This is a genomic window from Allorhizobium ampelinum S4, assembly GCF_000016285.1.
GTDB classification, from domain to species: Bacteria; Pseudomonadota; Alphaproteobacteria; order Rhizobiales; family Rhizobiaceae; genus Allorhizobium; species Allorhizobium ampelinum.
Window position 1 is genome coordinate 576,153 of sequence record NC_011989.1, and the last position, 24,150, is coordinate 600,302.

General features: G+C 54.9%; 23 protein-coding genes and 2 pseudogenes. 16 read left to right on the plus strand and 9 right to left on the minus strand.

Annotated features, from left to right (window positions below; genetic code table 11):
• Positions 1 to 34: 34 nt before the first annotated feature.
• Positions 35 to 667 carry a hypothetical protein gene (locus tag AVI_RS02705; RefSeq protein WP_041696175.1) on the minus strand — a complete coding sequence of 211 codons (633 nt, stop codon included), beginning with the start codon at positions 665 to 667 and terminating at the stop codon, positions 35 to 37.
• A 73-nt stretch (positions 668 to 740) separates the two neighbouring features.
• Between AVI_RS02705 and AVI_RS02710 the strand changes: the two genes are divergently transcribed.
• The 3 genes from AVI_RS02710 (at position 741) to AVI_RS02720 (ending at position 4,020) form a co-directional block, all read left to right on the plus strand.
• Positions 741 to 1,643 carry an AbiU2 domain-containing protein gene (locus AVI_RS02710; protein ID WP_015914905.1) on the plus strand — a complete coding sequence of 301 codons (903 nt, stop codon included), beginning with the start codon at positions 741 to 743 and terminating at the stop codon, positions 1,641 to 1,643.
• Between the two features lie 42 nt (positions 1,644 to 1,685).
• On the plus strand, positions 1,686 to 2,345 hold the full coding sequence (locus tag AVI_RS02715; RefSeq protein ID WP_015914906.1) for a hypothetical protein: 660 nt from the start codon (positions 1,686 to 1,688) through the stop codon (positions 2,343 to 2,345).
• 328 nt (positions 2,346 to 2,673) lie between these two features.
• Positions 2,674 to 4,020: an ATP-binding protein gene (locus AVI_RS02720; protein WP_234895207.1), complete on the plus strand. Its 1,347-nt coding sequence runs from the start codon at positions 2,674 to 2,676 to the stop codon at positions 4,018 to 4,020.
• Between the two features lie 324 nt (positions 4,021 to 4,344).
• Here the strand turns inward: AVI_RS02720 and AVI_RS02725 are convergent, their stop codons facing one another.
• A complete protein-coding gene (locus AVI_RS02725) occupies positions 4,345 to 5,031 on the minus strand; it encodes a hypothetical protein (RefSeq protein WP_015914908.1) in 687 nt (228 codons plus the stop codon).
• A 134-nt stretch (positions 5,032 to 5,165) separates the two neighbouring features.
• On the opposite strand from AVI_RS02725, the gene AVI_RS02730 reads away from it, so the two are divergent.
• Positions 5,166 to 5,414, plus strand: a complete 249-nt coding sequence (locus AVI_RS02730) for a helix-turn-helix domain-containing protein (RefSeq protein ID WP_041696179.1) — start codon at positions 5,166 to 5,168, stop codon at positions 5,412 to 5,414.
• An 85-nt stretch (positions 5,415 to 5,499) separates the two neighbouring features.
• Here AVI_RS02730 and AVI_RS02735 read toward each other — a convergent pair whose 3' ends face one another.
• Genes AVI_RS02735 through AVI_RS02745 form a run of 3 tightly spaced genes read right to left on the minus strand, consistent with a single transcriptional unit; the run spans position 5,500 to position 7,837 of the window.
• Entirely contained in the window at positions 5,500 to 5,847 is a 348-nt protein-coding gene (locus AVI_RS02735; RefSeq protein ID WP_015914909.1) for a hypothetical protein, read from the minus strand.
• A complete protein-coding gene (locus tag AVI_RS02740; RefSeq protein WP_015914910.1) occupies positions 5,844 to 7,508 on the minus strand; it encodes a type IV secretory system conjugative DNA transfer family protein in 1,665 nt (554 codons plus the stop codon). The genes AVI_RS02735 and AVI_RS02740 overlap by 4 nt, the downstream gene beginning before the upstream one ends.
• A complete protein-coding gene (locus AVI_RS02745) occupies positions 7,505 to 7,837 on the minus strand; it encodes a hypothetical protein (protein ID WP_041696181.1) in 333 nt (110 codons plus the stop codon). The genes AVI_RS02740 and AVI_RS02745 overlap by 4 nt, the downstream gene beginning before the upstream one ends.
• A gap of 253 nt (positions 7,838 to 8,090) precedes the next feature.
• Between AVI_RS02745 and traA the strand changes: the two genes are divergently transcribed.
• The 3 genes from traA to istB all read left to right on the plus strand — a co-directional run bounded on the left by traA (position 8,091) and on the right by istB (position 13,993).
• Positions 8,091 to 11,408: a Ti-type conjugative transfer relaxase TraA gene (gene traA, locus AVI_RS02750; protein ID WP_015914911.1), complete on the plus strand. Its 3,318-nt coding sequence runs from the start codon at positions 8,091 to 8,093 to the stop codon at positions 11,406 to 11,408.
• Positions 11,409 to 11,691: 283 nt separating this feature from the next.
• Positions 11,692 to 13,209, plus strand: a complete 1,518-nt coding sequence (istA, locus tag AVI_RS02755) for an IS21 family transposase (protein ID WP_015914912.1) — start codon at positions 11,692 to 11,694, stop codon at positions 13,207 to 13,209.
• Positions 13,199 to 13,993 carry an IS21-like element helper ATPase IstB gene (gene istB / locus AVI_RS02760; protein ID WP_015914913.1) on the plus strand — a complete coding sequence of 265 codons (795 nt, stop codon included), beginning with the start codon at positions 13,199 to 13,201 and terminating at the stop codon, positions 13,991 to 13,993. The genes istA and istB overlap by 11 nt, the downstream gene beginning before the upstream one ends.
• Positions 13,994 to 14,068: 75 nt before the next feature.
• On the opposite strand, the pseudogene AVI_RS29465 reads toward istB, so the two are convergent.
• Positions 14,069 to 14,251, minus strand: a pseudogene (locus AVI_RS29465) (DUF6429 family protein); the annotation flags it as partial.
• Between the two features lie 61 nt (positions 14,252 to 14,312).
• Between AVI_RS29465 and AVI_RS02765 the strand changes: the two are divergent.
• From AVI_RS02765 to tnpC (AVI_RS02780), 4 genes and pseudogenes are all read left to right on the plus strand, one after another.
• Positions 14,313 to 14,438 (plus strand): annotated as a pseudogene (locus tag AVI_RS02765) (ATP-binding protein); the annotation flags it as partial.
• A 283-nt stretch (positions 14,439 to 14,721) separates the two neighbouring features.
• Positions 14,722 to 15,174 carry an IS66-like element accessory protein TnpA gene (gene tnpA, locus AVI_RS02770; RefSeq protein ID WP_015914914.1) on the plus strand — a complete coding sequence of 151 codons (453 nt, stop codon included), beginning with the start codon at positions 14,722 to 14,724 and terminating at the stop codon, positions 15,172 to 15,174.
• Complete coding sequence (gene tnpB / locus AVI_RS02775; RefSeq protein ID WP_012650519.1) at positions 15,171 to 15,524, plus strand: IS66 family insertion sequence element accessory protein TnpB; 354 nt, start codon at positions 15,171 to 15,173, stop codon at positions 15,522 to 15,524. The genes tnpA and tnpB (AVI_RS02775) overlap by 4 nt, the downstream gene beginning before the upstream one ends.
• Before the next feature lie 45 nt (positions 15,525 to 15,569).
• Positions 15,570 to 17,228: an IS66 family transposase gene (gene tnpC, locus AVI_RS02780; RefSeq protein ID WP_015914915.1), complete on the plus strand. Its 1,659-nt coding sequence runs from the start codon at positions 15,570 to 15,572 to the stop codon at positions 17,226 to 17,228.
• Here tnpC (AVI_RS02780) and AVI_RS30955 read toward each other — a convergent pair.
• Positions 17,209 to 17,442 (minus strand): DUF6429 family protein, encoded by a 234-nt coding sequence (locus AVI_RS30955; protein ID WP_012650518.1) that lies wholly within the window; start codon positions 17,440 to 17,442, stop codon positions 17,209 to 17,211. The genes tnpC (AVI_RS02780) and AVI_RS30955 overlap by 20 nt on opposite strands.
• A 96-nt stretch (positions 17,443 to 17,538) precedes the next feature.
• Between AVI_RS30955 and AVI_RS30960 the strand changes: the two genes are divergently transcribed.
• From AVI_RS30960 to AVI_RS02805, 4 genes are all read left to right on the plus strand, one after another.
• Positions 17,539 to 17,781, plus strand: coding sequence for an IS66 family insertion sequence element accessory protein TnpB (locus tag AVI_RS30960; RefSeq protein WP_156753168.1), 243 nt, complete (start codon positions 17,539 to 17,541; stop codon positions 17,779 to 17,781).
• Positions 17,778 to 18,131 (plus strand): IS66 family insertion sequence element accessory protein TnpB, encoded by a 354-nt coding sequence (gene tnpB, locus AVI_RS30435; RefSeq protein WP_015914916.1) that lies wholly within the window; start codon positions 17,778 to 17,780, stop codon positions 18,129 to 18,131. The genes AVI_RS30960 and tnpB (AVI_RS30435) overlap by 4 nt, the downstream gene beginning before the upstream one ends.
• Before the next feature lie 69 nt (positions 18,132 to 18,200).
• On the plus strand, positions 18,201 to 19,814 hold the full coding sequence (gene tnpC / locus AVI_RS02800; RefSeq protein WP_015914917.1) for an IS66 family transposase: 1,614 nt from the start codon (positions 18,201 to 18,203) through the stop codon (positions 19,812 to 19,814).
• A 56-nt stretch (positions 19,815 to 19,870) separates the two neighbouring features.
• Complete coding sequence (locus AVI_RS02805; protein WP_041696190.1) at positions 19,871 to 20,143, plus strand: hypothetical protein; 273 nt, start codon at positions 19,871 to 19,873, stop codon at positions 20,141 to 20,143.
• 497 nt (positions 20,144 to 20,640) lie between these two features.
• Here AVI_RS02805 and AVI_RS02810 read toward each other — a convergent pair whose 3' ends face one another.
• Together AVI_RS02810 and AVI_RS31790 are read right to left on the minus strand one after the other, a co-directional pair.
• Positions 20,641 to 22,722, minus strand: a complete 2,082-nt coding sequence (locus AVI_RS02810) for a S8 family serine peptidase (protein ID WP_015914920.1) — start codon at positions 22,720 to 22,722, stop codon at positions 20,641 to 20,643.
• Complete coding sequence (locus AVI_RS31790) at positions 22,710 to 23,498, minus strand: trypsin-like serine protease (RefSeq protein ID WP_015917606.1); 789 nt, start codon at positions 23,496 to 23,498, stop codon at positions 22,710 to 22,712. Before AVI_RS31790 ends, AVI_RS02810 begins: the two co-directional genes overlap by 13 nt.
• A 304-nt stretch (positions 23,499 to 23,802) precedes the next feature.
• Between AVI_RS31790 and AVI_RS30440 the strand changes: the two genes are divergently transcribed.
• Positions 23,803 to 24,084 carry a hypothetical protein gene (locus AVI_RS30440; RefSeq protein ID WP_139192414.1) on the plus strand — a complete coding sequence of 94 codons (282 nt, stop codon included), beginning with the start codon at positions 23,803 to 23,805 and terminating at the stop codon, positions 24,082 to 24,084.
• Positions 24,085 to 24,150 lie beyond the last annotated feature (66 nt).

Genomic DNA, 24,150 nt, shown 5'->3' on the forward strand with positions numbered 1-24,150 from the left:
CAGTGTCATTTCGCCCTCAGCCTGAACCGACCCCTTATTCCGTTTCCGCGCGCGGCTTGTAACGTCGGTTGATGATCTCGATTACATCTGGAAACTCTCCATGTCGAGCAGCCCAAACTGGAAGCGACACGGCAGACTTCAGGCTGTCGATCAAATCTTCGCGGCAAAGATTTTTTGGACCGGCATCTTCCTTTTCGTTTCGCGCGTAATTGAAGAGACGATTGACATGGGCTTGAAGCAAAGCCGCGTCGAAAAGCTGCTCTGCCGTATCGTGAGCGTTACGGTTCGTTGTGTTGATGAATCGTGCATGCTGAACTTGATACCACGATTCGAGCTGAAATGTCTTTTCAGCATATTCTGTATCGATGTGCTCGATCACGGTTTTGAGCGTGGTTAGGGCCGAGACAGGCGCACCCGGAATTTCGCTCCCGTTAACAAGGTGGGCTGTGGCGTCGCGAATATATGAACTCATCTCGCTCAAAGCATCAGGCATTTGCGCCCTGGCGGCCATATTCTTACGGCTCAACTCGCCTTTATGGCGCTTTTCGTCACCTCGCGCCTGTTTGCGTATTTCCCTCACGGTCAAAAGGGCCGCGACAAGAGCAAGAACGGAGCCAATTAGCGTTTGCCAATCCATCAAAAATTTATAGACGAATGCGAAATTCATTGAAACACTACCCTTAAAGTTGCTTGACCAGCAAATACATGCGGACAGGGATATGCGGAGCGCAAGCGAATAGATGGGCATTCAAGCTGATAAACAAATGAAGCTTCGCATTCAGACATGGCGCGAAGCATTTCGCGATGAAACAACCGGCATTCTCAAAACGGTAGATGACCTCATTTGGAACTACGCAGCTTTCCGAACGGCTATCCGGGTCGTATACCTCGCAAATCAGAGAGATCGAGAGCGACCACCCATTAATCAGATGCTGTTCAATCTGATTTCAAATGGATACTGGTCTAGCCTCTTGCTAGGCGTGCGTCGGCTTCTCGACAAAGGTGCTATTAAAGGCGGGCAGGGTGTCTATTCCATCAGAGCCGTGCTTGAAGACATTAAAGCTTGTCGAGCGAAATTGCCTCGACGGGTCTATGTCGAGGTGTTGCGGGATTGTCGATACGATCTTGCCAAGCTCGAAGAGGAGCATTGGGAGACCCTGAAGGCAGCAAACGGAAAACCCGTTTGGGGCGATCCTGCCCTGAGCCTAAGTCAAATGGCTCACCAGCATTTCGACATCCTAAGCGGAATTTCGGCCGATAACCGCGGCCCTAACGATCTAATCAGTGGCGATATTTTTGACCGGCTGGAAAATCGATTGGCTGCGCTCGACAGAATCAATGATCATGTCAGCTCGCATCTGGCTCATGCCGGGAATCGAGAAAGCAGACAGGGAAAACTCCTTGACGAGTTTGATATTCGTGACTCTCGGGAAACCCTGAAGGAGCTTGTGCAGGCTGCCCACCTTGTCGGCGTCTGGTTCGCCAACGAAGGTGGGGCAGGGCTTGCAACATATATCGGGGACCAGTTTGAAGGGTTGGACACCGCATTGGTTTTCCCGGAAGATATGTCCGACCTGAAAAAAAATTGGGAAGCAATCCGCCATGATGTGGACAGCTGGCACATAGAAGTCGATGACTTATGATTGAAACCTTGGGGCAACACCACCAAGAAAGGCAACTGACGAATGGAAAGCTCAGAACTTGATGAAATAGCTGAGAACGTTCGTGCGGCGTCCGAGCGCTGTGGCTCGATGATCCTTGAGACAGTTCCGGCGCATGACGCTCTTCCATCCGTAGTGATCGACGCCAACCGCTTCCCGGCGCTGATAGAGCATCTGAAGCCACGTTTAGTCTATATGATACTGACAACCTTCGACGGCCGCGAAGATGTTGCCGCAGCATTGGACGTTGACGCGGAGGAATTGGACCGAGATGAAAAGAAGCTGGCGGATAAATGGACCAAGCACAACGGGCAAACTTCGTGCCTCGGTTTAGGTGTCATGCATGACGGCATTGTCCATGCTGTCATCGTGAAGCCCGACTGGTTCGAAGAGTTTGAAGAAGAAACTGAAGTATTTCGCTCCGCTCGGCATGACGCGATAAATGCAGCGTTCGCTCGCCATCAGGAGAAAGAAAGAGCACAGCGGGAAGCTGACGAGAAAAACCGCTTGGGACCTGTAGTAAAAAAACTGGTCGCTGACCCTCGATTCAATGCACCAAAGATAAGTGCTGCGAAACGTCTGGCCCTTGCGGAGACAATTTTTCCAGATTTGGACAAAGCGTCGGCCAAGAAAGCAGTTGATCGCGCTGCAAATGAGCTTTGGTTGGCGGAGTCGGGGAAATAAACAATGAGTTGCATGCGAATAATAAGATTTATTTTCAAATAGATACCTACATAATTATCTAAAAAATTTGAAATTCCTTCATAGCAATGATGGATCAATATTTTCGAACTCTTGTATAGACAGAGCAGCTGTGTTGGCGAAACTCTGGAACGACCGTGCAATGCCGCAATCTCGGGAAGGTTAAAGGGTTGGCGTTATCGTTGACGACACTGTTGGCGGAAGCCACATTGCAAAGGACGCCGTGTATGGCCGATTTGGCTTTTTTAACTTCTCCAATGCCTACTGACAGTTTCGCCAGGATGCTGTTGACGGTTTCACCGGACAACTATTGACACTTTCCCCTCATGCCTATTACAACTTTCCCCATCTTTCGTTGTTGAAAAATGAAGTGTCTATCATGGATGAGAGTCTCCTCCCGCGTCATCTGCAGCCCGAATTAAGGGCTGCACTTACGTCAGCGCGCGTGGTTAACATTATTGGACCGCGCCAAGTCGGAAAGACGACATTGGTGCGCGACCTATTGAGCGTCGGAAAATTCATAACCTTAGATGACGAGTCTGTGCTCGCAGCCATTGAGGCCGATCCAAAAGGACAGCTGGATGCCCTGTTGGCTGAGACAAAAGCGGGCCCCCTCATTATCGACGAAGCCCAGCGATCAACGAAATTAGCCTTGGCGTTGAAGAGAATCGTCGATGAGAACCGAGCAATGGGTCAGTTCATCCTGACAGGCTCGTCCAACGTTTTCATTTCCGCGGACGTGGCAGACTCGTTGGCGGGTCGTGTCCATACGATGACGATGCTTCCAATGAGTGTCGCCGAAACAAAGCGCATGGGGCCTGCGAAAATTCTGGACTGGGCATCGGCGCATGACCGTCCCGATCCACTAGATCTGCCTAAAGCAGAAACGTTGTCCCGGACACAATACATCGACTTGATAGTCGCAGGCGGTTTCCCCGAGATACGAACTCTGGAAGAGCGCTGGCGGCAAAATCGATACAGAGACTACGTTGACAGTGTGGTCGAACGCGACGTTGCATACATCTTAAAAATAAGAAAATCAGATGCCATGAGGCGAATGATCGATCAATTAGCTACGCGTGTCGGGAACGAACTGAACATAGATGAACTGTGTTCCAACATCAGTTTACAAAGGAATACCACCGACACCTACCTCGATATTCTAACCAAGCTCTCTCTATTGCGGCGATTGCCTGCGTGGACCTCTGGTGAGTCCGGACGCGACATACGCCAACCAAAAATCCATCTTGTGGATACTGGGATCGTCGCGGCTTTGAGGAGTATGAACGCCCAGAGCTTCAATATAGGCGCGAATCCCACAGCGCTTGGCGGCATGTTCGAGAATTTCGTTTTCAATGAAATGTGGAAATCCCTTCCCCATCAGATACGTCAGTGGCGACTTTATCATTGGAGGCACCAACGAGGACGCGAGATAGACATCCTTGCCGAAACAGACAGAACGATAATCGGCTTTGAGATGAAGACATCGACTACTGTTGAGGCAAAGGACTTTCAACATCTGCGGTGGTTTCGAGACGAAGGCCCAGGCAAAAGCCGTCCCTTCGTTGGCATCGTCATCTATATGGGAGAACGCATACTCAGTTTTGGCGATAATATATTTGCGCTTCCTCTGTCTATATTTTGGTCATTCAAATAATTTTATCCTTAATGATCACTTGTCGATAGTTGACTTAATGCCGGTATCTTTTTTGTCTATTTAAAGATTGACTTATAATGTCGAGATGTCAACTTTTAGATTTACAATATGGCAGTCATGCCTTTAGCGATGATAGGACATAAGAACCCGCAAAGGCCGATTTCACAATCGCCCCAAACGAAGTTCGTTATTGGCCCCAAAAACAGCGTTGGCGGCATTGCCAGTTTCCTTCGCTTACCTATCTCAGAACCAAAAACGCTATTTGATTAGTTGGTTGCGGTAAGGTGTCGTTGGTTGCAGTTCATCCAAGCCGGAACAGGTTTCCTACGGAGTCCGCAATTCCATGCGGATAAGATCTTTCAACATCCTCCGCAGTTGCGGCCAAGGATCATCTTCATGCTGGAGCCTTGGATCGAGTGTGACGATCAAGCAATGAAGTTTTGCTGTAACTTCAATAAGGGAGGAAGGCGGTGTTATCCACATCACGCGCGCCGAGATTCCCGTTCTTTGGATGAGGTCTTGTTCCGAAGAAACAGTAGCGCTGTATCCCAAGCGCTCATCCGCCCTTTTCCATTGCTTCTTGCGTTTTTGAAGCTCAGCCCTTGCCTGAGACAATTGATCACCATCCAGTCGGAAGGCGAGCTGATTGATCTCAGCGAAAGAGTGGATGACGATGGGCTGTGGCTCACCGTTGACTGACAACGTAACGGATGGAGGCCCGCCAGCCTCTTGCAGCAATGTGGCTTCGAGCTTTTGCCGCGACCGTGTGGCGCGAGTGCATTGCTGATGCAGAGCATACCATCTCGGCCACATTTCTCTGACGGGTGCGGGGCCTGGCTCTCTTTTTGGAGCGTCAGGGTCGATGATGCGTGAGTCCAAAAAGCGCGAAGCGACCGCGAGAAGATTTCGGCGGTCGATAACGGGCGGAACGGTGTCACGCTTTCCGGTGGGTGACTTCATTTTTCTGCGGGTAAAAGTAGGCAAAGTTCTGCTATTCTCAGAATCAGCCATGATCCAAGCTCCAGATAGCTAGGTTGTGGTTAGGCTGACCTTGGTGCTGCGAACACTAGGGTCGGCCGATTGCAGCTAAGGAGGGTACAATTACCTATGCGAATGAGCAAGGAAAATCACAACAGGGTTGTGAAATGAATGCTGTTCAGTGTAAGCTTGCTCGTGTCGCGTTAGGGTGGGGAGTGCGAGATCTCGCGCAAGCGGCAAATGTTTCAACACAGACAATAAGCCGTTTAGAGAAGGGGGAAGACCTTCGAGCCGCGACTCTTGAAGGCATAAAACGTGTGCTTGAAGAAGCGGGTATAGAGTTCATCCCAGAGAGCGACGATGGCTACGGAATTCGGATCAAAAAGCCGCAACCTCCAAATTCATCGACCAATTAAGCCTGAACTGAACTCTCGTCGAATACGAAGGGCCGACCTTTGGCACTTTAGTCAGGCCCCGCGTCGGGCCAGCCTCTCTAACGTGTCAATGAACCGTTGGCTCTGGTCGTGGCAATAGCTTGACGACCTTTTGGACGACGTCATGGAGTTCACGCCAGTCGTAAAGGTTTTGCTCACTCACGCGTTGCTGGATCGACATGAGCATCCAGCCAACGCAGGCTATGTCGTTTTCGACTTGGCAGACGTCGAATTTCTCAAAGCAAGCGGTGATGCGAGACCGTGCATCTTCATTGTTAAGCGGGATGTGATCGACCAGCTCTTGCGCTTCATGGTAAGCCAGTGCGATGCGGTGTCGATCCTTCGGGCCGCTGTGTAAAACCAAGCAGCTCGCCCAGATCAGAGTTTCCGAAATATCCAAGAATTCGCTTCTCATGCGGGATCAAAGGCTCCTGTGAACTCGGGATCGGCATAATAGGCGAGCTTTTTGGCCAAGATCGGGCGCTGGCCTGCGAGAAACAGCAATTCAATCTGTTCTGGCAGGTTGCGAACTTCGTCCGGCGTGAGCAGAGGGCGGGCCGTGTGTTGTTCACTATAGGAGATCCCGGATTTCTCGGAATCGAGTGCGCGCGCCATGGTCTGAAACACCACGGTTTCTTGTCCAAGCAGATCAGAGATGAGACGGGCGCTGTCATGATCATTGACCCCGAACACCTGAAGAACGCCTGCGTTTGAGAGGAATGTTCCAGCGCGTTGACCATAGGTGGCGCGGAGTTGGTGAACGTCTTGCAGGATCGGCCAGAGTTGAACGCCGTAACCTGCCATCAGGCCCATGGCGCGCTCTACTGGGGCCAGATGACCAAGGGCTGCGAACTCATCAAGGAGGTAGAGAATAGGGGATGCGGGTTTCTCAGATGTGCGGGCCATGTCGAGCAGGCTTTGGGTGATGAGCAGGCGCAGCCATCTCGAATAGCTGGACAACCGATCCGGCGGCAGGACGAGGAAGATCGTCATGGTTTTGCGCTTGAGATCGGCAAAGGAGAAATAGCTCTCGTCGAGAACGCGCTGCATTCTGGGACTGTCGAGGAAATGGGTATGGCGCTGGGCGGATGATAGCACGCCAGCGGCCTCGCGGTCTGATTTGCCAAGGTGGCGATTGGCGGCACGCGCAATCAGGCCATTCACATCGTCCGTGTCTTGCATTCGTTTGAGAAGTGCAGCGAAGGCCTCGGGCGAGAGTGTCAGATATTCGCGCAGCGTTGCGAGGTTGCGGCGCTCAACCCTCTCATGGGTGATAACCCTGAGGATCAAGCCAGCGATCAATGCCTTGGCTTCCTCGTTCCAATGGGCTTCGCCTGCCATGCCCGGCTCATCAAAGACGAGGGCATCGGCAAGGGTACTGGCGTCCTCCGCGACGTCGAGACTATCGGAGTTGAGACCATCAAGGGGATTGAAGGCGGCTGAGCGCATCTCCGTGATGCCAAAGGGATCGAGAACATAGACCGGCCCGAAGGCTTCGCGGGCCCGACTAGCGATCCGGACATTCTCCCCTTTGGGATCAATGCAGATGACGGACCGATTGGCGGTCAATAGGTTTGGAATGATGGTGCCAACGCCCTTGCCGGTTCTGGTGGGTGCCATCGTCAGCAGATGGGCCGGACCATCATATCGGAGTAATGTCCCAGTCTTACTGTTGCGGCCAATCAGCAGGCCGCTGTCATTGCGGGTGAGGGGTGCTGTCTCACTGTTTGTGGCAAAGCGAGCCGAACCATGCGTATCGCCATTTCTGTTTCCAAAATGGTGGATCATTGGATTGGTGATGAGGCGAAACACCATCGCGATGAGCAGGATGGGAAAAACAACACTCATCATCATCATTGGAATGCTGCCTTTGCCGTAGCCGATTGCCTCCAGCAACCGTGATCCGCCAATGCCGATGATGAGGGTGACGAGCACTAACAGCACGATCGCCTGCCCTATTGGCCTGATGGCACGAAACGGTGCCAATGCCAGCGCTGTCATTGCCCAGACAGGATCATCGGCGGCCATGCGTATCATGGTCTTGAAAGCGGCCCATGCCAGCTTTGCCTGTTTCATCCGCGTGCTCCTGAATCACTCGAGTCTGATATCGTGCCTTGCACTGTGATTCCTGTCGACATTTGATTGGGTGCTTTCAACAAATCGGCAAAAAGCGCCTTGTCGTTATCGCGGGTGAGAAAGCCCGGCAGTTCGCGACGCAGCCAATCGCCGAGACGCTTGGTGAACTCGGGGTCATTGGCATGTTCCAATCGATGCAGAACAAGGGCACCCAATAGAATTTTACGCCGTGTATCGCGCGCACGCTCTTGTTTGCCAAGGCGCGCTACAAGCGATTTCTTCCGCTCTTCAAGTTCTGCGATTTGCTGCATGATCGGTTTGCGCACCATCTTTATCGTTTCCGTGCGAAGAGGGCCTTGATGTCTGCTGAAGACTACGTCTCCGATCACGGTCTGCAATATGCAGATCTGCACACGCGGTTGGCGATTTTGGCGCATCCCGCACGTAGAGAGCAAAGCGAAAGAAGTGTATAAGGGCGCACTTACGAGTTGCTGCGCAACTCAAGTGGCCGATGTACACATCGGAAAAGGCGGATCAGCAAAGACAGATCAATTAGGGCAAATCAACGAAGGCAGACCGGCGATGGCGATATACCATCTCAGTTCAAAGCCCATAGCCCGCAGCGGCGGCCGCAGTGCGGTGGCGGCAATCGCCTATCGCACAGCAACGATGCTGCTGAACGAGCTTGATGGTCTGGTGCATGACTTCACCCGAAAGCAGGGGGTGGAGCATGCGGAAATCGTGCTTCCGGAAGGAATAGACGCGGCGTGGGCACTTGATCGGTCCGCCTTGTGGAATGCGGTTGAGCATTCGGAAAAGCGCAAGGATGCGCGTCTAGCGCGGGAATTTGAGATTGCACTTCCCCATGAGCTCAGTTCATTGGAGCGGCTCTTGATGACCCGGGATTTTGCGCGTGATCTGGCAAATCGCTATGGTGCTGCGGTGGATTTTGCCATTCATCAGCCGCATGAGGAGGGTGATGTTCGCAACGTTCATGCCCATGTGACGATGACAACCCGAACCGTGGGGCTGGATGGCCTTGGTGAAAAGACGCTGATCGAGCGGGAGAACAAGTGGTTGCTCAACCATGATCATCCCACATCGCATATGCAGCTTCGTGACATTCGTCAGGATTGGGAGAGGCTGGCCAACCGCTATCTGGTGCGGGCCGGGTTGGATGTTCGCATCGATCATCGTTCCAATCTGGAGCGCGGGCTTGAGATTGAGCCGACCGAGCATATGGGCGTTCATGCGTCGCAGATGGATCGGCGTGGACTTCAGGTGTCACGTACTCGGATGGATGCTAAGGCAGCGAAAAGAAACGCTGCGCTGATCAGAGAGAAGCCCGAGCAGGTTCTATCGATCCTGACTGGCGAAAAGAGCGTGTTTGACCGGCATGATGTGGCACGCGCGTTGCACCGTTATATTGATGACCATCAGGCTTTCCAGAATGCGTTTGCGGCTGTGATGGCATCGCCTGCATTGGTCGAGTTGCGGCCGGAGCAGAATGGCGAGCTTGCACGCTATTCTACGCGAGAGATGCTGGAAATCGAGCACGCGATGGCCGCAAGTGCTGACCGTATGAGCCAGTCTCCGCACCATGGCGTTCGTCGACATCATGTCGATCAGGCACTGGCATTCCAGAACGCTGCTATCAAATCCATGACGGCATCGTCGCTATCTTTAAAAGTTGAACGGGGGGAATTGCGCCCCGTTGATCGGGAACGAGCGATTGAGCGTTCCGGGTTGAGTGATGAGCAACGTTTGGCTGTTGCGCATATCACCGGACATGCGCAGATCGCAGCCGTGATTGGCTTTGCCGGAGCCGGCAAGTCCACCATGCTGGCGGCGGCGCGTGACGCCTGGGAACGTCAGGGGTATCGGGTTCATGGTGCAGCACTTGCTGGCAAGGCGGCAGAAGGACTGGAGGAATCGTCCGGAATTGCCTCGCGGACATTGGCGTCCTGGGAGTATGGCTGGCAGGCCGGAAAAGGCCAACTTGGAAAGGGTGATGTTCTTGTCATCGACGAGGCTGGCATGGTGGGAAGTCGTCAGCTTGCGCGGGTTGTCATGGAGGCCGAAGCACGCGGCGCGAAGCTCGTTCTTGTTGGTGACCATGAACAGCTTCAGGCGATCGGAGCGGGGTCACCGTTCCGCGCGATAGTTGATCATGTTGGCGCTGTCGAGCTTTCCGAAATCCGCAGGCAGAGTGAGGTTTGGCAGCGGCAGGCGTCGATTGCATTTGCAACTCATCGGACGGGAGACGGACTTGCGATTTATGCCGATTGTGGGGCGGTCCACTTCTCGGAGAGCCGGGACGAAGTGCGGGCGGCTTTGGTGCAGGATTATCTCGAAGATCTGGAGCAACGTTCAGTCGGATCCAGGATTGCACTGGCTCATCGCCGTGTCGATGTCCGGGCGATCAATGCTGATATCCGTGCATCACTTCAGCAACGTGGTCAGTTGACGCGGGGCGAGGGGGAGCAGGGGACGCTTGGTCGAGAATTGGTCTATCAGACCAATGATGGGATACGATCTTTTGCACCGGGTGACCGGATCGTGCTGTTGGAAAACAACCGTGACCTTAATGTGAAAAACGGCATGTTGGGAACGGTGCAGGCCGTCGAGCCGGACGCACTACAGATACGGCTCGACGGCGCAGGACAGAACAATGCCCGTGTGGTTTCCATACCTGTGAATAGTTACCAATCCTTTGATCATGGCTATGCGACGACCATTCATAAATCTCAAGGCGCGACAGTCGATCGTGCCTTTGTCATGGCATCCCGCACCATGGACCGGCATCTGACCTATGTGGCGATGACCCGTCATCGTCATAATGTGAAACTCTATGCCAGTCGTGATGAGCTGAAGGACATGAAGGCGCTTAGCGCCAGCATGAGCCGGTCTGGCGTTAAGGAAACAACACTGGACTATACCGGGGTCTTTGCCGCCCGGCGAGGTCTGGCGGAAGAGCTTGGGGTCCACAGTGAGATTGCCGTCAACCGATCGTCCGAACGGGCAGCGGAACGACCTTTAGCTCGTGACAGCATAATTGACGGGCACGCTTTCCCTCCGGCGACCGTTCAGTCCTCCGCCAGAGTCAAGGGACCGCTGGGTGAAAAAGGTTTGGAGATTCCAACCGAGAAGGTCGCGCCACTTGTGCCAGCACTCCTATCACATTCCCGCAGCATCGAGGACGTTGCCCTCGAAAAGGCGACGCCCCACTTGGAGCGAGCCATGGAGGCGGTGCACTCTGTTGGTCGCCACGTTTATGCCAATCCAGACAGTGTCGCTGCCAAGCTCATTACCGCCATCATCAGAAATGATATCAGCCGCCAGGAATTGGCGACAGCGGTTGCGGAGTACCCAGAGCAGTTCGGGGCGTTGCGCGGCAAGGCCGGGTTCCTGGGTGAGAACAAAGAACGCAGGGCTGCACGGTCTTATGCCAAGAGCTTGAGCCGCCATGTCGCCTTTGCCGGCGAGACCTGGGAGCGTCGGCTCGAGATGGAGCGCCGATCGGAGGCATGGCTTCGTGAAAAGCGTGATATCATTGAGGTCCCGGGGCTCACGCACCGTAGTGAGGCCCTTCTGAAGCAGTTCGATGCTTTGCCGCAGTCCGAGAAGCCGAAGTTTCTGGAGGAGCTATCCCAAACGTCAGAAGGTCGTCGTGCGCTTGAGGAGGCGAAGACCATCACCGCTGCGCTCGAGCTACGGTTTGGCAGTGCCGATCCTCGGAACTGGAAGCGGGATCGTTTGCGGCTTGGGCCGGAGGTTTCCGTCAAACTTGATCAGATCAAGGACATTGCCCGCATAGCTGATCGCGTGCAGCGGGCCGAACTTACTCTGCAGTATGAGTTGAAGCGCACCTTGAACAACGGGTTGGGGTTGGAATGGTGACAATAGTGGGACTACCGCATTGGATCAGTTAATACGCCACATCTTGAGATAGCTCAGTTTGCCTGAAGAGTTTGGCCCTATATTCAATTTTGCACGGTAGTCCAAGGCAAATCAAACCTATATATTTGGTTTAACCAAGCATATGAGTGGGATACGTTCGGTGGCCAAGCCTGTTGGTTTCCACGCAGAACTGAGCCGGTTAGGCGGATAATTTCCATTGAGAATTGAGCCATGTGAACCTTCCCCCAACGCGGTGAGCGACGGGGGCAACGGAGTGATCCACATGGGACTTTTAAACATCATCCGTCGGATGGCGCTGCGTGAGAAGCAGTCGATCCGCGAGATCAGCCGGCGTACTGGGCTGTCACGTAACACGATCGCAAAGTATTTGAACGCTGGCACGATCGAGCCGACGTTTACGGTACCGGAGCGACCGAGCAAGCTTGATCCTTTCGCCGACAAACTTTCTGGCTGGCTGAAGACCGAGGCAGGGCGGTCGCGCAAGCAGCGCCGAACGCTGAAGCAGCTTCATGCCGATCTTGTGGCTCTCGGCTTTACCGGCTCTTATGGCCGGGTCGCCGCGTTCGCCCGTGAGTGGCAGGCTGAGCAGCAGACGGCGGGCCGCGGCATATTCGTACCGTTATCATTCCGCCCAGGTGAAGCATTCCAATTCGATTGGAGTGAAGATTATGCCGTGATCGCTGGCGAGCGTGTGAAGCTTCAGGTCGCACATATCAAGCTATCGCACAGTCGGGCCTTTCTGGTCAGGGCTTACCTGCTGCAAACGCACGAGATGCTCTTCGATGCTCACTGGCACGGCTTCCGGGTCTTCGGCGGTGTGCCTGCGCGAGGGATTTATGACAATATGCGCACAGCCGTTGATCGGGTCGGCCGTGGCAAGGAGCGGCAGGTCAATATCCGTTTCCTGGCGATGACGAACCACTACGTCTTTGCGCCCGAATTCTGCAATCCAGCGGCCGGTTGGGAAAAGGGTCAGGTCGAGAAGAACGTCCAGGATGCCCGACCACGCTTGTGGCAACAGATGCCAGACTTTCCAAATCTGATGGCGTTGAATGACTGGCTGGAGCAACATTGCCAGGAGCTGTGGCGGGAGACGCTGCATGGCACCTTGTCAGGCACGATCGCGGATGTTTGGGCCGATGAGCGGGCAGCATTGATGGCGCTCCCTGCCATGTTTGACGGCTTCGTCGAGCAGAGCAAGCGCGTCTCACCAACATGCCTGATCACCTTCGAGCGTAATCGTTACAGCGTGCCAGCATCATTTGCGAACCGGCCCGTCAGCCTGCGGATATACCCAGACCGACTGGTTGTTGCGGCCGAGGGAAACATTCTGTGTGAACACGCGCGGATTATTGAGCGCAGCCACAAGCTACCGCGAACGATCTACGACTGGCGGCATTACCTTGCCGTCATCCAACGCAAGCCCGGAGCCCTACGCAATGGCGCACCGTTTTTAGAATTACCGTCTGCCTTTCGACAACTACAGGAGCAGATGCTTCGTCGTCCTGGCGGTGATCGTGAGATGGCCGATATCCTTGCCCTTGTCCTTCATCACGACGAACAGGCCGTACTCCGTGCTGTGGAGTTGGCTCTGGATGCGGGCGTGGCGACCAAGACGCATGTAATGAACCTGCTGCATCGGTTGATTGACGGCAAGACCACCGATGGTCCCGATATCGACACGCCACAGGCGCTAACCTTGTTGCGTGAACCCAAGGCCAATGTCGAACGCTATGACGGTTTACGTGTCCGCATCGTGGGAGGTCGCCATGCGTCATGATCCTGCCAGTGCTGCCGTCGTCATCATGCTGCGTAGTCTGAAGATGTATGGCATGGCCCAGGCCGTCACGGACCTGATCGAGCAAGGTGCTCCGGCTTTCGACGCTGCCGTGCCGATCCTGTCCCAGTTACTGAAAGCCGAGGTGGCCGAGCGTGAGATCCGCTCCATCGCCTATCATATGAAGGTCGCCCGCTTTCCTGCCTACAAGGACCTCTCCGGCTTCGACTTCGCCACCAGCGAAATCGTTGAGGCGACGGTGCGCCAACTGCGCCGATGCGACTTCATGGACGGAGCACAGAACATTGTCCTCGTTGGCGGGCCGGGCACAGGCAAAACACACGTCGCGACCGCGCTTGGTGTCCAGGCCATCGAACATCACCGCCGAAAGGTCCGCTTCTTCTCGACCATCGAACTGGTCAATGCGCTTGAGCAGGAGAAAGCAAAGGGCAAGGCAGGTCAGATCGCCGAGACCTTGGTTCGCCTCGATCTGCTGATCCTCGATGAACTCGGATACCTTCCGTTCAGCGCCTCAGGTGGAGCGCTGCTGTTCCACCTGTTGAGCAAGCTTTATGAGCGCACCAGCGTCATCATCACCACCAACCTCAGCTTCAGCGAATGGGCGACCGTCTTCGGCGACGCCAAAATGACGACCGCGTTGCTCGACCGCCTGACCCACCGTTGCCATATCCTGGAAACAGGAAACGACAGCTTCCGCTTCAAGGCCAGTTCGGCCGCAGCAGCACAGAAGAGAGGAGAAAAGACCAGCACCTTGACTAAAGCCTGAGCAGAAAACCATACTCAGAGGTGGCTCACTTCTCGGTGGAAAAACCGGCTCAGTTCCGCGTGGAAACCAACACTCCAAGCCTTCATCGGTCAGGATCAACGACTTTGACGTGTTAACCGGGTCGCCGATCATGCCCTTCTTATGAAGTCGATCCGTCGTTGCCCAGTCGAAGCCTTTCCACGCACAACCCTCGTTATGCAGCGTCAGCCATAGCAGTGCCAAAACCGCGTCATCGATCTTGTCCTCATCAATCTCCATGGACCCACATTATCACGCGCGGCGAGCAAAATCCCGCGGTTCTGCTCGGATGGATACACTCATCCGCAACGGAACGCGCGGGCGCTTCTACAATGTCGTCGATCTGGTCAACCGCCTGGAAACGGAAACACGCAACGGCAAGCAAGGTCGGATGGCTGATTACCTCACGCGCCTCGACTTCATCGTAACCGCTGTTCCACTCCCACGTTGCCCTTCTCTGTCTGATCTGTGATCGACTTTTCATGGATAAAGAACGGGAGTTTCTCGATGGAGACCTCATTTGAGTTTCTCACAACTGGTAAGGCTGGACGTGGGGTTCAGCGACATTGGCCTGCTGAGGTCAAGGCGAAGATTGTTTCGGAAAGTTTGAGGCCTGGCGCGTACGTATCCGAGGAAGGCCGTCTTGTGGTTATGAGTGAAGGTGAAGATTCTGTTTGTCGCGATTAACAGCGAGAGACAAGGAGCGTCACGTGAGTTCTCACAGGATCGATTTACCGCGTAAGGCGGCAGGCACCCGACACTGGCCTGCGGCGTTAAAAGAAGAGATTGTTCTGGCAACGCTTGAGGCTGGCGCGACGGTGGCATCGGTGGCGCGGGGATACGATCTGGACCCATCTCAGATTTATCAGTGGCGCAAGGCTCTGAAGGTTTCGCGGCTCTCATCTCAGGAGGTTGCAACGTCACCGGAATTTCTGCCCGTGCAGATTTGGGCAGCAGCTGATGGTGAGCAAGCGTCGGTCCAGGAACATGCAGGCCAAGAACAGGCGGAAGCTCTGTCTTGCCCTGAGCGTGGGTCAGTGACATCTTCGATTTCGGGAGCGATCGAAATTCAGGTTGGACCGCTGCACCGGGTTCGGGTTTGCAATGATTTTGCCTCCGACACGCTGGAGCGCGTGCTTGATGTTTTGCGGCGGCAACAATGATCGCGCTTCCGTCTGGCCAGGATGTGCGTGTCTGGATAGCGACAGGTTATACGGACATGCGGTGTGGATTTCCATCGTTAGCGCTTCGGGTGCAGGAGGTGCTGAAGCATGAACCGCTCAGTGGACATTTGTTTTGCTTCAGGGGTCGGCGCGGCGACCTGATCAAGTTGATCTGGCATGATGGCCAGGGCAGTTGCCTGTTCACAAAAAGGCTTGAGCGGGGCAAGTTCATCTGGCCTTCTGCGGACGGTGGCGCGGTGGCGATCTCGCCTGCGCAACTGTCTTATCTGCTGTCTGGGATTGACTGGCGAAATCCGCAACAAACATGGCGTCCAACAAAGGTTGGATAGCAATATTCAATTGAAAATGCAGGGAAAATCTGATCGAATAGTGTCATGGCTTTGAAACCTGACGCTCTTCCCGAAGACCTTGCCAGCGCCTATTTGGCGCTACTGGCCAATCACGATGTCGTCGTCAACGAGCGGAACATTGCAGTCGCGGAGGCTGCCAATGCGCAAGCCATGCTATCTGATCGCGATGCGCGGATCGCCAGTCTTGAATTGCGGATCGACAAGCTCAAGCGCGAACTACACGGCCAGAGCAGTGAACGCTCAGCGCGGCTGATTGATCAGTTGGAATTGCAGCTCGAAGAGCTGGTGACGGCAGCGAGCGAAGATGAAGTTGCAGCGCAGGCAGCGGCGGCCAAAACGGCAAACGTGCGTCCGTTTGTGCGCAAGCGTCCAGTTCGCAAGCCTTGGCCGGACGATGTCGAGCGCGAGCGCGTGGTCATTGCCCCTCCGAGCACCTGCGCGTGTTGCGGCGGGTCGCGCCTGTCGAAACTGGGTGAGGACGTTACCGAGACGCTGGAAGAAATTCCGCGCCGCTTCAAGGTCATCGAGACGGTGCGCGAGAAGTTCACCTGCCGTGACTGTGAGGCCATCAGCCAGTCGCCAGCCCCTTTCCATGCCACCCCGCGTGGCTTCATAGGACCCCAACTGCTGGCGACGATCCTGTTCGACAAGTTCGGCATGCATAGCCCGCTCAATCGGCAGAGTACCCGGTTCAAATGCGAGGGGATCGATCTGTCGACCTCAACGCTTGGCGATCAGGTCGGGCTTGGAACATCGGCTCTCATGCCACTGTTCGATCTCATCGAGGCCCAGGTCTTTGCGGCTGAGCGCCTCCACGGTGACGACACCACCATTCCCATCTGGGGCAAAAGCAAATGCACAACTGGGCGCATTTGGACCTATGTGCGTGATGATCTGCCCTTCAAGGGGGATGCACCCCCGGCTGCGGTTTATTACGCCTCGAGCAACCGCCGAGGCGAGCATCCGCAAAGACATCTGGCCAGATATGGCGGCATTCTGCAGACGGATTGTTACAACGGGTTCGAGCCGATATCGATTGCCGCACAGAAAGACGTGCCGATCACGTTTGCTTTTTGCCATGCGCATGCACGACGAAAATTCTTTGAGTTGGCCGATCTCGAAAAAAGTGCGCGCGACAGCAAGCGCAATGGCAGGCCGATCTCCCCGATCGCGCTTGAGGCCGTCAAACGCTTCGACGCGCTGTTTGACATCGAGCGGCAGATCAATGGGCTGAGCGCTGAAGAGCGATTGGCGGTGCGACAGCACAAAAGCAGGCCGCTGTTCGACGACATGCATGCGTGGCTGCAACGCGAGCGCGCCACGCTCAGCAGATCATCCGACCTCGTCAAAGCCATGGACTATATGCTCAAGCGCTGGGACGGCTTTGCGCTATTCCTGGAAGACGGCCGAATTTGCCTCACAAATAATGCCGCCGAGCGCGCTTTAAGAGGTATTGCATTGGGACGCCGCAACTGGACCTTCGCCGGGTCCCAGCGTGGGGCCGAGCGCACTGCCGTCATGCTCACACTCATCACAACCTGCCGTCTTAATGATGTCGACCCAAAGGCATGGCTTGCCGATGTGTTCACCCGCATCGCCGATCTCCCCGTCACCCGCCTGCACGAACTGCTGCCTTGGCAATGGAAGTTGCGCAAAGGGATAGCTATAGCGCCGGTCGGGTGAACAACTCTCGGAACAACGCCTCCGAACGCTCCAAGCCTTCATCGGTCAGGATCAACGACTTTGACGTGTTAACCGGGTCGCCGATCATGCCCTTCTTATGAAGTCGATCCGTCGTTGCCCAGTCGAAGCCTTTCCACGCACAACCCTCGTTATGCAGCGTCAGCCATAGCAGTGCCAAAACCGCGTCATCGATCTTGTCCTCATCAATCTCCATGGACCCACATTATCACGCGCGGCGAGCAAAATCCCGCGGTTCTGCTCGGATGGATACCCTGGCGCTGCGGTCAATGAAGTTGCGCAGCGCTATGGCTTGCGAGCCAATAGCCTTTCCACCTGGCGGACGATGGCGCGGCAGGGCAAGCTGATCCTGCCAGCACCGGAGGATGCAGTAGAGTTCGCGGCGGTGATCGTCGATCCGCCTGTCTCAGAACCGCCGCCGAACACGGTTAGTCGCCCCGAGATCGTTCTTGGCCCAGTGACGATCCGTCTTGAGGAAGGCGCGTCTGTGGCCAGGATTGCTGCCATCGCTCGTGCACTGACGGCGACGACATGATCTTTCCATCGAACCGCGTGCGGATCATGGTGGCCACCAAACCGGTAGATTTCCGGAAAGGGCATGACGGCTTAGCGGCGCTGGTGAAGAACGAGCTGCACAAGGACCCGTTCACCGGAACGATCTTCGTGTTCAGGTCACGCAAGGCGGACCGACTGAAGCTGATCTACTGGGATGGGAGCGGGATCGTGCTGGCGTATAAGAGGCTGGAAGAGCACACGTTCACTTGGCCTGGCATCAAGGATGGCCTGATGACGCTGAGCCATGCCCAGTTTGAAGCCCTGTTTGCTGGCCTGGATTGGCGGCGGGTTCATGCCGTGCAGACGAGAACGCCAGAGACCGTCGAATAGCTGCGGCATGATGACTCAGCATAGCACATTCCAAAGGCCAATCGGCGCGGCATTTGGTATATTCCGGCCATGCTGGATACCACTGATCTTCCCGATGATATTGCCACCCTGAAGGCGATGCTGATTGCAGCAAAGGCGCGCGAAACAGGCAAAGATGCCCAGATAGCCAGACAGAACGCCCAGATAGCCAGTAAGGACGAGCATATCGCCCGCAAAGACGAGCGGATCGAACGGCTTGAGAAGCTGGTCGCAGCCTTCAAGCAGGCAGCCTTTGGACGCAAATCCGAGAAGACCGATCCCGATCAGTTTGATTTGGCGCTGGAAGACCTGGAAACGGCGATGGCCGTGATCCATGCCGAGGACGAGGCGGACGCTCCTGCTGGAACCAGGACCACCAAGCCACGCGCGACCAATCGCGGCTCCCTTCCAAAACATCTTCCCCGTATCGAAGAGGTCATCGAGCCGGAAAGCCTGGTGTGCGCCTGCGGCGGTTGCCTGCATTGCATTGGCGAGGATGTCTGTGAGCGTCTGGATGTGGTCCCGGCGCAGTTCCGCGTCATTGTCACGCGTCGTCCCAAATACGCATGCCGTGTCTGCACCGACGGCGTCGTTCAAGCCCCGGCACCCGTACGACTGATCCAGGCAGGGCTGCCGACAGAAGCGACCGTCGCCCATGTTCTGGTTTCCAAATATGCCGATCATCTGCCGCTGTATCGGCAGGCCCAGATTATGAGCCGTCAGGGCATTGACCTCGACCGCTCCACGCTGGCAGACTGGGTTGGTCGGGCAGCCTATGAGCTGCGTCCCGTCTTCGATGCACTGATTGTGGACCTGAAGCACTCGACCAAGTTGTTCATGGACGAGACCCGTGCTCCGGTTCTCGATCCCGGATCGCGCAAAACCAAGACCGGATACTTCTGGGCGCTGGCGCGGGATGATCGTCCTTGGAATGGCGGAGCTCCGCCAGGTGTGGCCTTCACCTATGCTCCCGGTCGCGGAGGAATTCATGCGGAACGGATATTGCAGGGGTTCGAAGGCATTCTGCAGGTGGATGGCTATGCCGGATACAACAGGCTGATCGGACCCGACCGCATAGGCCGGAACATTCAGCTCGCCTATTGCTGGGCGCACGTGCGGCGCAAGCTGGTGGAGATCACGCGCAACGCAACAGCACCCATTGCTGAGGACGGCGTCAAACGGATCGGTGAACTGTATCGCATCGAGGCCGAATTGCGAGGGCTTGATCCCGAGGCTCGTCTCGCAGGTCGGCGCGAACGATCTGCGCCGCTCGTCGATGACATGCAGGTCTGGCTTGTCCATCACCGTGCCCGTATTGCGACCAAGTCGCCGCTCGGCGAAGCCCTGGCCTACATCGCCAAATACTGGGATGGCCTGAAGCTCTTTCTGACTGACGGTCGCATCGAGATTGACAACAACAGTGTTGAGCGAACCATCAGGCCGATAGCGCTTAATCGCAAGAACGCACTCTTTGCAGGCCATGACGCGGGAGCTGAGAACTGGGCGACCATCGCCTCGCTTATCGAGAGCTGCAAGCTCAATGCCGTTGATCCGTTGGCCTATCTGAGCAGCACGCTCACCGCCATCGTCAACGGCCACAAACAGAGCAAGATCGATGAACTGCTGCCTTGGGCCTTCAAAAAGATCGTCAAGCCCGCCGCTTGACGGGTTCAGCTCCACTGGCATACTCGTCGTCGTTATACAGAAGCTGGAAGTGCGACATGATCGAAGACGACGAACCCAATCTGGTGACCTCTGGCAAAAGCAAGAGGATCGTCGTCGATGGCTATCCCTTCTCCATCGACATCTTCCGACTGGAAGCTGATACGACATGGACGCTTGAGGTAATTGACCACCAAAACACCAGTTACGTCTGGGACGAGCAATTTGAGTCCGACGCAGAGGCCCGCGACGTCGCGGTGAAAACCATCGAGGCAGAGGGTGCCCTCGCGTTCATGCGCGGCAACAACGTCATTCCATTCCGTCAAGCGTAAAACGACGTGCCCTCAAAACGGCGCTTACACTTCATCAAGCGCTGATCGCCTACAGGGGGGGGGTAGCCGCTATCCTCGGATGATTTGCGATCTGCTGTGTGCGGGCCGGGGTCGAACTGCACCTGACCATCCGACGCTTCGTCTGTGGTGCTAACCAATGCCGCCGGAAGATTTTCGCCGAGCGCTTCGGTGATGACATAATCCGACCTATGGCCCGCAGGACAGCACGTCTGGACACCTTGGTGCACCCATCTGGCTTTGGCATTGGGCAATCGCCCGGCAGCGCGGTTCGCAGATCGTCTCGGGTTTCCGGTTAGCAATGACACGCTGCTTCCAACCATTCGGCGATATGATCGCTCACCACTACCGCTGCCAAGCGTTACCGGCATTGATGATTGGGCGTGGCGTGGTGGAAATGTCGGCACCTCTCAGTGGAAAGACCATCCGCATATCTAAGACACTTTCGATCGCTTATCGAGCACGAAAACGATACACAATCAGTTGGCTGCTGCTGCGGCCGGAAAAATGGACGCGGGAATGAAATCTTGAAATTCATCCCACGATAAAGTCTTCGGATTCCCGTCCGAGTCAGAGATTGTCAGTACCGCATCGCCTGGAACGCACTCCTGTTGACTGAGTTGCCCGTCAGCGTCGCTAAAAAGCACGCGAATGTGCCGATCGCCACCAAGAATGTAGGATGTAACCTTCCGGATCGATCCAAGGTCGACTGGAAGTTCATCGCCACAAAACTGCATGGGTCCGACATTAACTGGACTTACTTCACGCAGAGTACCATCTTCCAACTGCAATATGTTTTTCCGCACTCCGAGTGCTTTAACAATGTTGAGGCGTCCGCCATCCAAGACAAATCGGGCAAGCTTAGGGTCATAGTCAACCGACATCATCAGACGATCCTTGACAGCACGAGGGGACGACAATCCTAATGAGCGCAATAAACCCGAAGTAAAACTGACCAATGGAGCTGCAAAAGAAGTTCCGGATACGCTAATGTCGCCGGAGCTACTATGGTAGGGCAGCGCACAGCCCGGTGCGACAATGTCTACGTACCGTTTCGAAAAGTCCGAAAAGTGTGCCAGACCTCCCCGGCCGTCACTTGCCCCAACCGTGATCAGCTGGTCTCGTAAAGCTCCGAACCCACCATAATTCGCGGGGTAGTTTGGCGCTGCCTCAAGAGCTTGCGGATTGTTTCCAGCGGCAGCCACGACCAAAAGGTTGGAGTGCCTAAGAATGACTTCAGAGAAGGATGGCAGCGGTTGGGGCGTACCTATACTGATGTTCAGGATGTCGCCGGATAAAGCGGCATATACAGCCCCTTCATTCAGCGCACTTTCCGGAATCTGAAAGCTCTTATCAGCGATATTTTGGTGCACAGCCTTTACGAATTTCAACCGCAAAAACTTTCGTACGGTATGATCCAGCTCCGCCTTACCCAACACCCCAACAGCCAGTTTCGCAACTTCCGTCCCATGCTCGGCATCCTCATACGTGTTGTAAGGAGCCAGGTCATTCCCTACCAGCGAGGTGTCGATGCCATAGACATCATCGACAAATTGGTTATGATCATCATCTTTGTAGTTGCCAGGGACTTCTTGCGTGTTTGCTTTTGAGACGCGTTTGAGAAATTTGAATCCATCCGCTGTTATACCAGTGTCTAGGACAACAATTGTAGATTGGGTCTCGGCGTCACCCGATTGTTCGTCCATGTTCGCTTTTAACGTAGCGGTGATCTGAGCGGCGTCGAACGGCCATTTACCACCTATCTGGCCTGCGTCGCTGCACCCCGGCGTGTCCACTAAAGGGCTTTTTGCGTCCAGGGCGTGGATAAGATCGATCCCTTCGACTGCTGCGCGATTGACGATAATAGGTGCGAATTCGCCAGCGTTGTTCTGAGCCGCGTCAATAGCCGCACCCGTAAGCCTATTGATCTCAGCCGCAGCGTCACTCGGCGACACCTTCGAGGCCGCACTAATGGTTACGGTGGTCCATTGGGTCGTGATTGGGAGCGTCAAGACGGTCCCCGTTTTCAAAACTCCGCCGAGACCAATGCCAGGATTTGCCTTCGCAACAATGTCCATTAGCGAATTGTTGCAGCGTGACGATTGCTCGGCGGCGTCGCAAGGCTTTAAAATTGCCCCAGAGGGGCGGCCGATAGCGCGGATCAACACATCGTCCAACGTTTCGCCTTCAGACGTAAGTACTTTCGCGTTACGCGACCATTTCAGGCAAGCGGGAAGCTGTACCAAACGCGGCTTGGCAGCCGGAGCGAGCACGACCATACTTGGGTTTAGGTGCTGAAGCTTGTCGATGTAAGTATTGGTCAGGACACCGCATATCCCAGCTAAGAAGGTTTCAGGTCGAACACCTGGAGGCATCAATGCTGGCTGCGGTTCCGAGATGTCTGCGATGTAGGAGATCACACTGTCAGGCACTGCTGAAGTGGCCCGCAGAAGGAGTTGGGAGCCGTTGTCCGCGCGAGCTTGGTGGCTAGTTCCCAACGCCGAAACCACGAATAACAAAATCCAGGTGAGAGGTCGCCCGAAAGCTATTAATTTCGACATCCTTGCACCGCTCCCAAGCCGCATATTTGAGCCGATTTTTCCTTGCTCCAACTTTGGAAAAAAGCCCGGCCGTCCGGGGAAAACGTGGCCGATAGATAGGACGTGAGCTTACTCATGTCTACGCGCGAGTTCACTCCTACAATTGCTCGATAGGTCCCCGCAGCTGTGGGGGTTTCCAGGAATGCTCCTCCCCCGCTATCTCCAGGACATATAGCAGCTCCTTGCGTAACGACTGAATTGCGATCGAAGACATAGGTTTTGTCTGGGACGTTCGGCATCCTGACAACCGGTGCGTAACCGATTCGAAATGTACCCGCTCCATTTTGATACTGATCACTGCAGCCATACCCAGCCAAGGTGATTTTTACGCCCAAAGCAACTGCCTTCGGGTTAAAAGATATCATTTCATAGACGACTGGAATTGCGTCGCCGTCAGTCGAGCAGAGTGCGTAGTCGTCGCTTGGATCATTTGGCCATCCATCGGGTTTCGTGCACGTGGCGTGGTAGGCTATTTGGTGCACAATTGCGGTGAATTTCCCCGACGGAGGTAAACAATGAGCGGCTGTCAGTATTACATGCGGACCAACAATTGTGGCAGTGCAGTGGCTGTGATCGTCGACGTTCGCGTAGAGGGTCGCTGGCCAATCGGTCGTCCTAGCTGGCACTGTTCCGTGGATGACTTGCCCTTCAAGCCCTGACTGGTTCAGGGTTTCTACAGACTGATAGACAGCATCTTCTGCCCAAGCGCTTGAGAGCGAGGTATCCATCAAAAGCATCACAACCGCGGCACAAAGTAGTTTTGGGCATGCCACTTGCACCTCCTACAGGGTTCTAGACAGTGACAGCTGTTTGAAACCGGCTACGGCTCCATTTTGATCCCGTACAATCGAGAATATGCCCGAGCAAGCGAGCTGTACTTTCGGTTTTTTCGCTCCATCGGTCTCCTTGGCCGGAACTAGCCCACCAGGCACTGCTGCTTTTAGAAGTCCAGCCACGGCCGTAATGTTGTCACTCGTCTTGGAGTCGGCTTGTGCGCTGAGGCTATCCAGGCGCCAACCATCATGAAGCGTAGGAGATACATTGACAGTGCCCACTCCTGGCGAGAAGGTCAAAGCATACTCTTCTGATGAAGGCACTGTTATAGTTGTAACGTTGCAGGTTGACGAACCCTTACCGTCTGACGTTTCTTGCAACGCTAGTAAAACCTCCGGTTTTGAAAAGCGAATTCCCTCTTGCGTTGCGGATGTCACTGGTCGTACATTTATTCCTGCGCACGATGCCAATGAAACTGATAAAATAACAAGTAATAATGATGATTTCCGGCGAGACATCGATCGCAAAGCCCCCATTTTATTTAGTTAAAATTGAGTTAATTTTTATCGAGAGTCAACTATGAATGTTACTCTTGACGAAGATTGACAACCTGAT

Coding starts and splice junctions, on each gene's coding strand:
- AVI_RS02725 (WP_015914908.1), bottom strand. CDS start 5,031: ATGGCTGATTCTGAGAATAGCAGAACTTTGCCTACTTTTACCCGCAGA.
- AVI_RS02710 (WP_015914905.1), top strand. CDS start 741: ATGGGCATTCAAGCTGATAAACAAATGAAGCTTCGCATTCAGACATGG.
- tnpC (WP_015914915.1), top strand. CDS start 15,570: ATGGCTTTGAAACCTGACGCTCTTCCCGAAGACCTTGCCAGCGCCTAT.
- tnpB (WP_012650519.1), top strand. CDS start 15,171: ATGATCGCGCTTCCGTCTGGCCAGGATGTGCGTGTCTGGATAGCGACA.
- AVI_RS02740 (WP_015914910.1), bottom strand. CDS start 7,508: ATGAAACAGGCAAAGCTGGCATGGGCCGCTTTCAAGACCATGATACGC.
- AVI_RS02705 (WP_041696175.1), bottom strand. CDS start 667: ATGAATTTCGCATTCGTCTATAAATTTTTGATGGATTGGCAAACGCTA.
- AVI_RS02810 (WP_015914920.1), bottom strand. CDS start 22,722: ATGTCGAAATTAATAGCTTTCGGGCGACCTCTCACCTGGATTTTGTTA.
- AVI_RS02745 (WP_041696181.1), bottom strand. CDS start 7,837: ATGGTGCGCAAACCGATCATGCAGCAAATCGCAGAACTTGAAGAGCGG.
- AVI_RS02715 (WP_015914906.1), top strand. CDS start 1,686: ATGGAAAGCTCAGAACTTGATGAAATAGCTGAGAACGTTCGTGCGGCG.
- AVI_RS02805 (WP_041696190.1), top strand. CDS start 19,871: ATGATCGAAGACGACGAACCCAATCTGGTGACCTCTGGCAAAAGCAAG.
- traA (WP_015914911.1), top strand. CDS start 8,091: ATGGCGATATACCATCTCAGTTCAAAGCCCATAGCCCGCAGCGGCGGC.
- AVI_RS31790 (WP_015917606.1), bottom strand. CDS start 23,498: ATGCTTTTGATGGATACCTCGCTCTCAAGCGCTTGGGCAGAAGATGCT.
- istA (WP_015914912.1), top strand. CDS start 11,692: ATGGGACTTTTAAACATCATCCGTCGGATGGCGCTGCGTGAGAAGCAG.
- istB (WP_015914913.1), top strand. CDS start 13,199: ATGCGTCATGATCCTGCCAGTGCTGCCGTCGTCATCATGCTGCGTAGT.
- AVI_RS02735 (WP_015914909.1), bottom strand. CDS start 5,847: ATGAGAAGCGAATTCTTGGATATTTCGGAAACTCTGATCTGGGCGAGC.
- tnpB (WP_015914916.1), top strand. CDS start 17,778: ATGATCTTTCCATCGAACCGCGTGCGGATCATGGTGGCCACCAAACCG.
- AVI_RS02730 (WP_041696179.1), top strand. CDS start 5,166: ATGAATGCTGTTCAGTGTAAGCTTGCTCGTGTCGCGTTAGGGTGGGGA.
- AVI_RS30955 (WP_012650518.1), bottom strand. CDS start 17,442: ATGGAGATTGATGAGGACAAGATCGATGACGCGGTTTTGGCACTGCTA.
- tnpC (WP_015914917.1), top strand. CDS start 18,201: ATGCTGGATACCACTGATCTTCCCGATGATATTGCCACCCTGAAGGCG.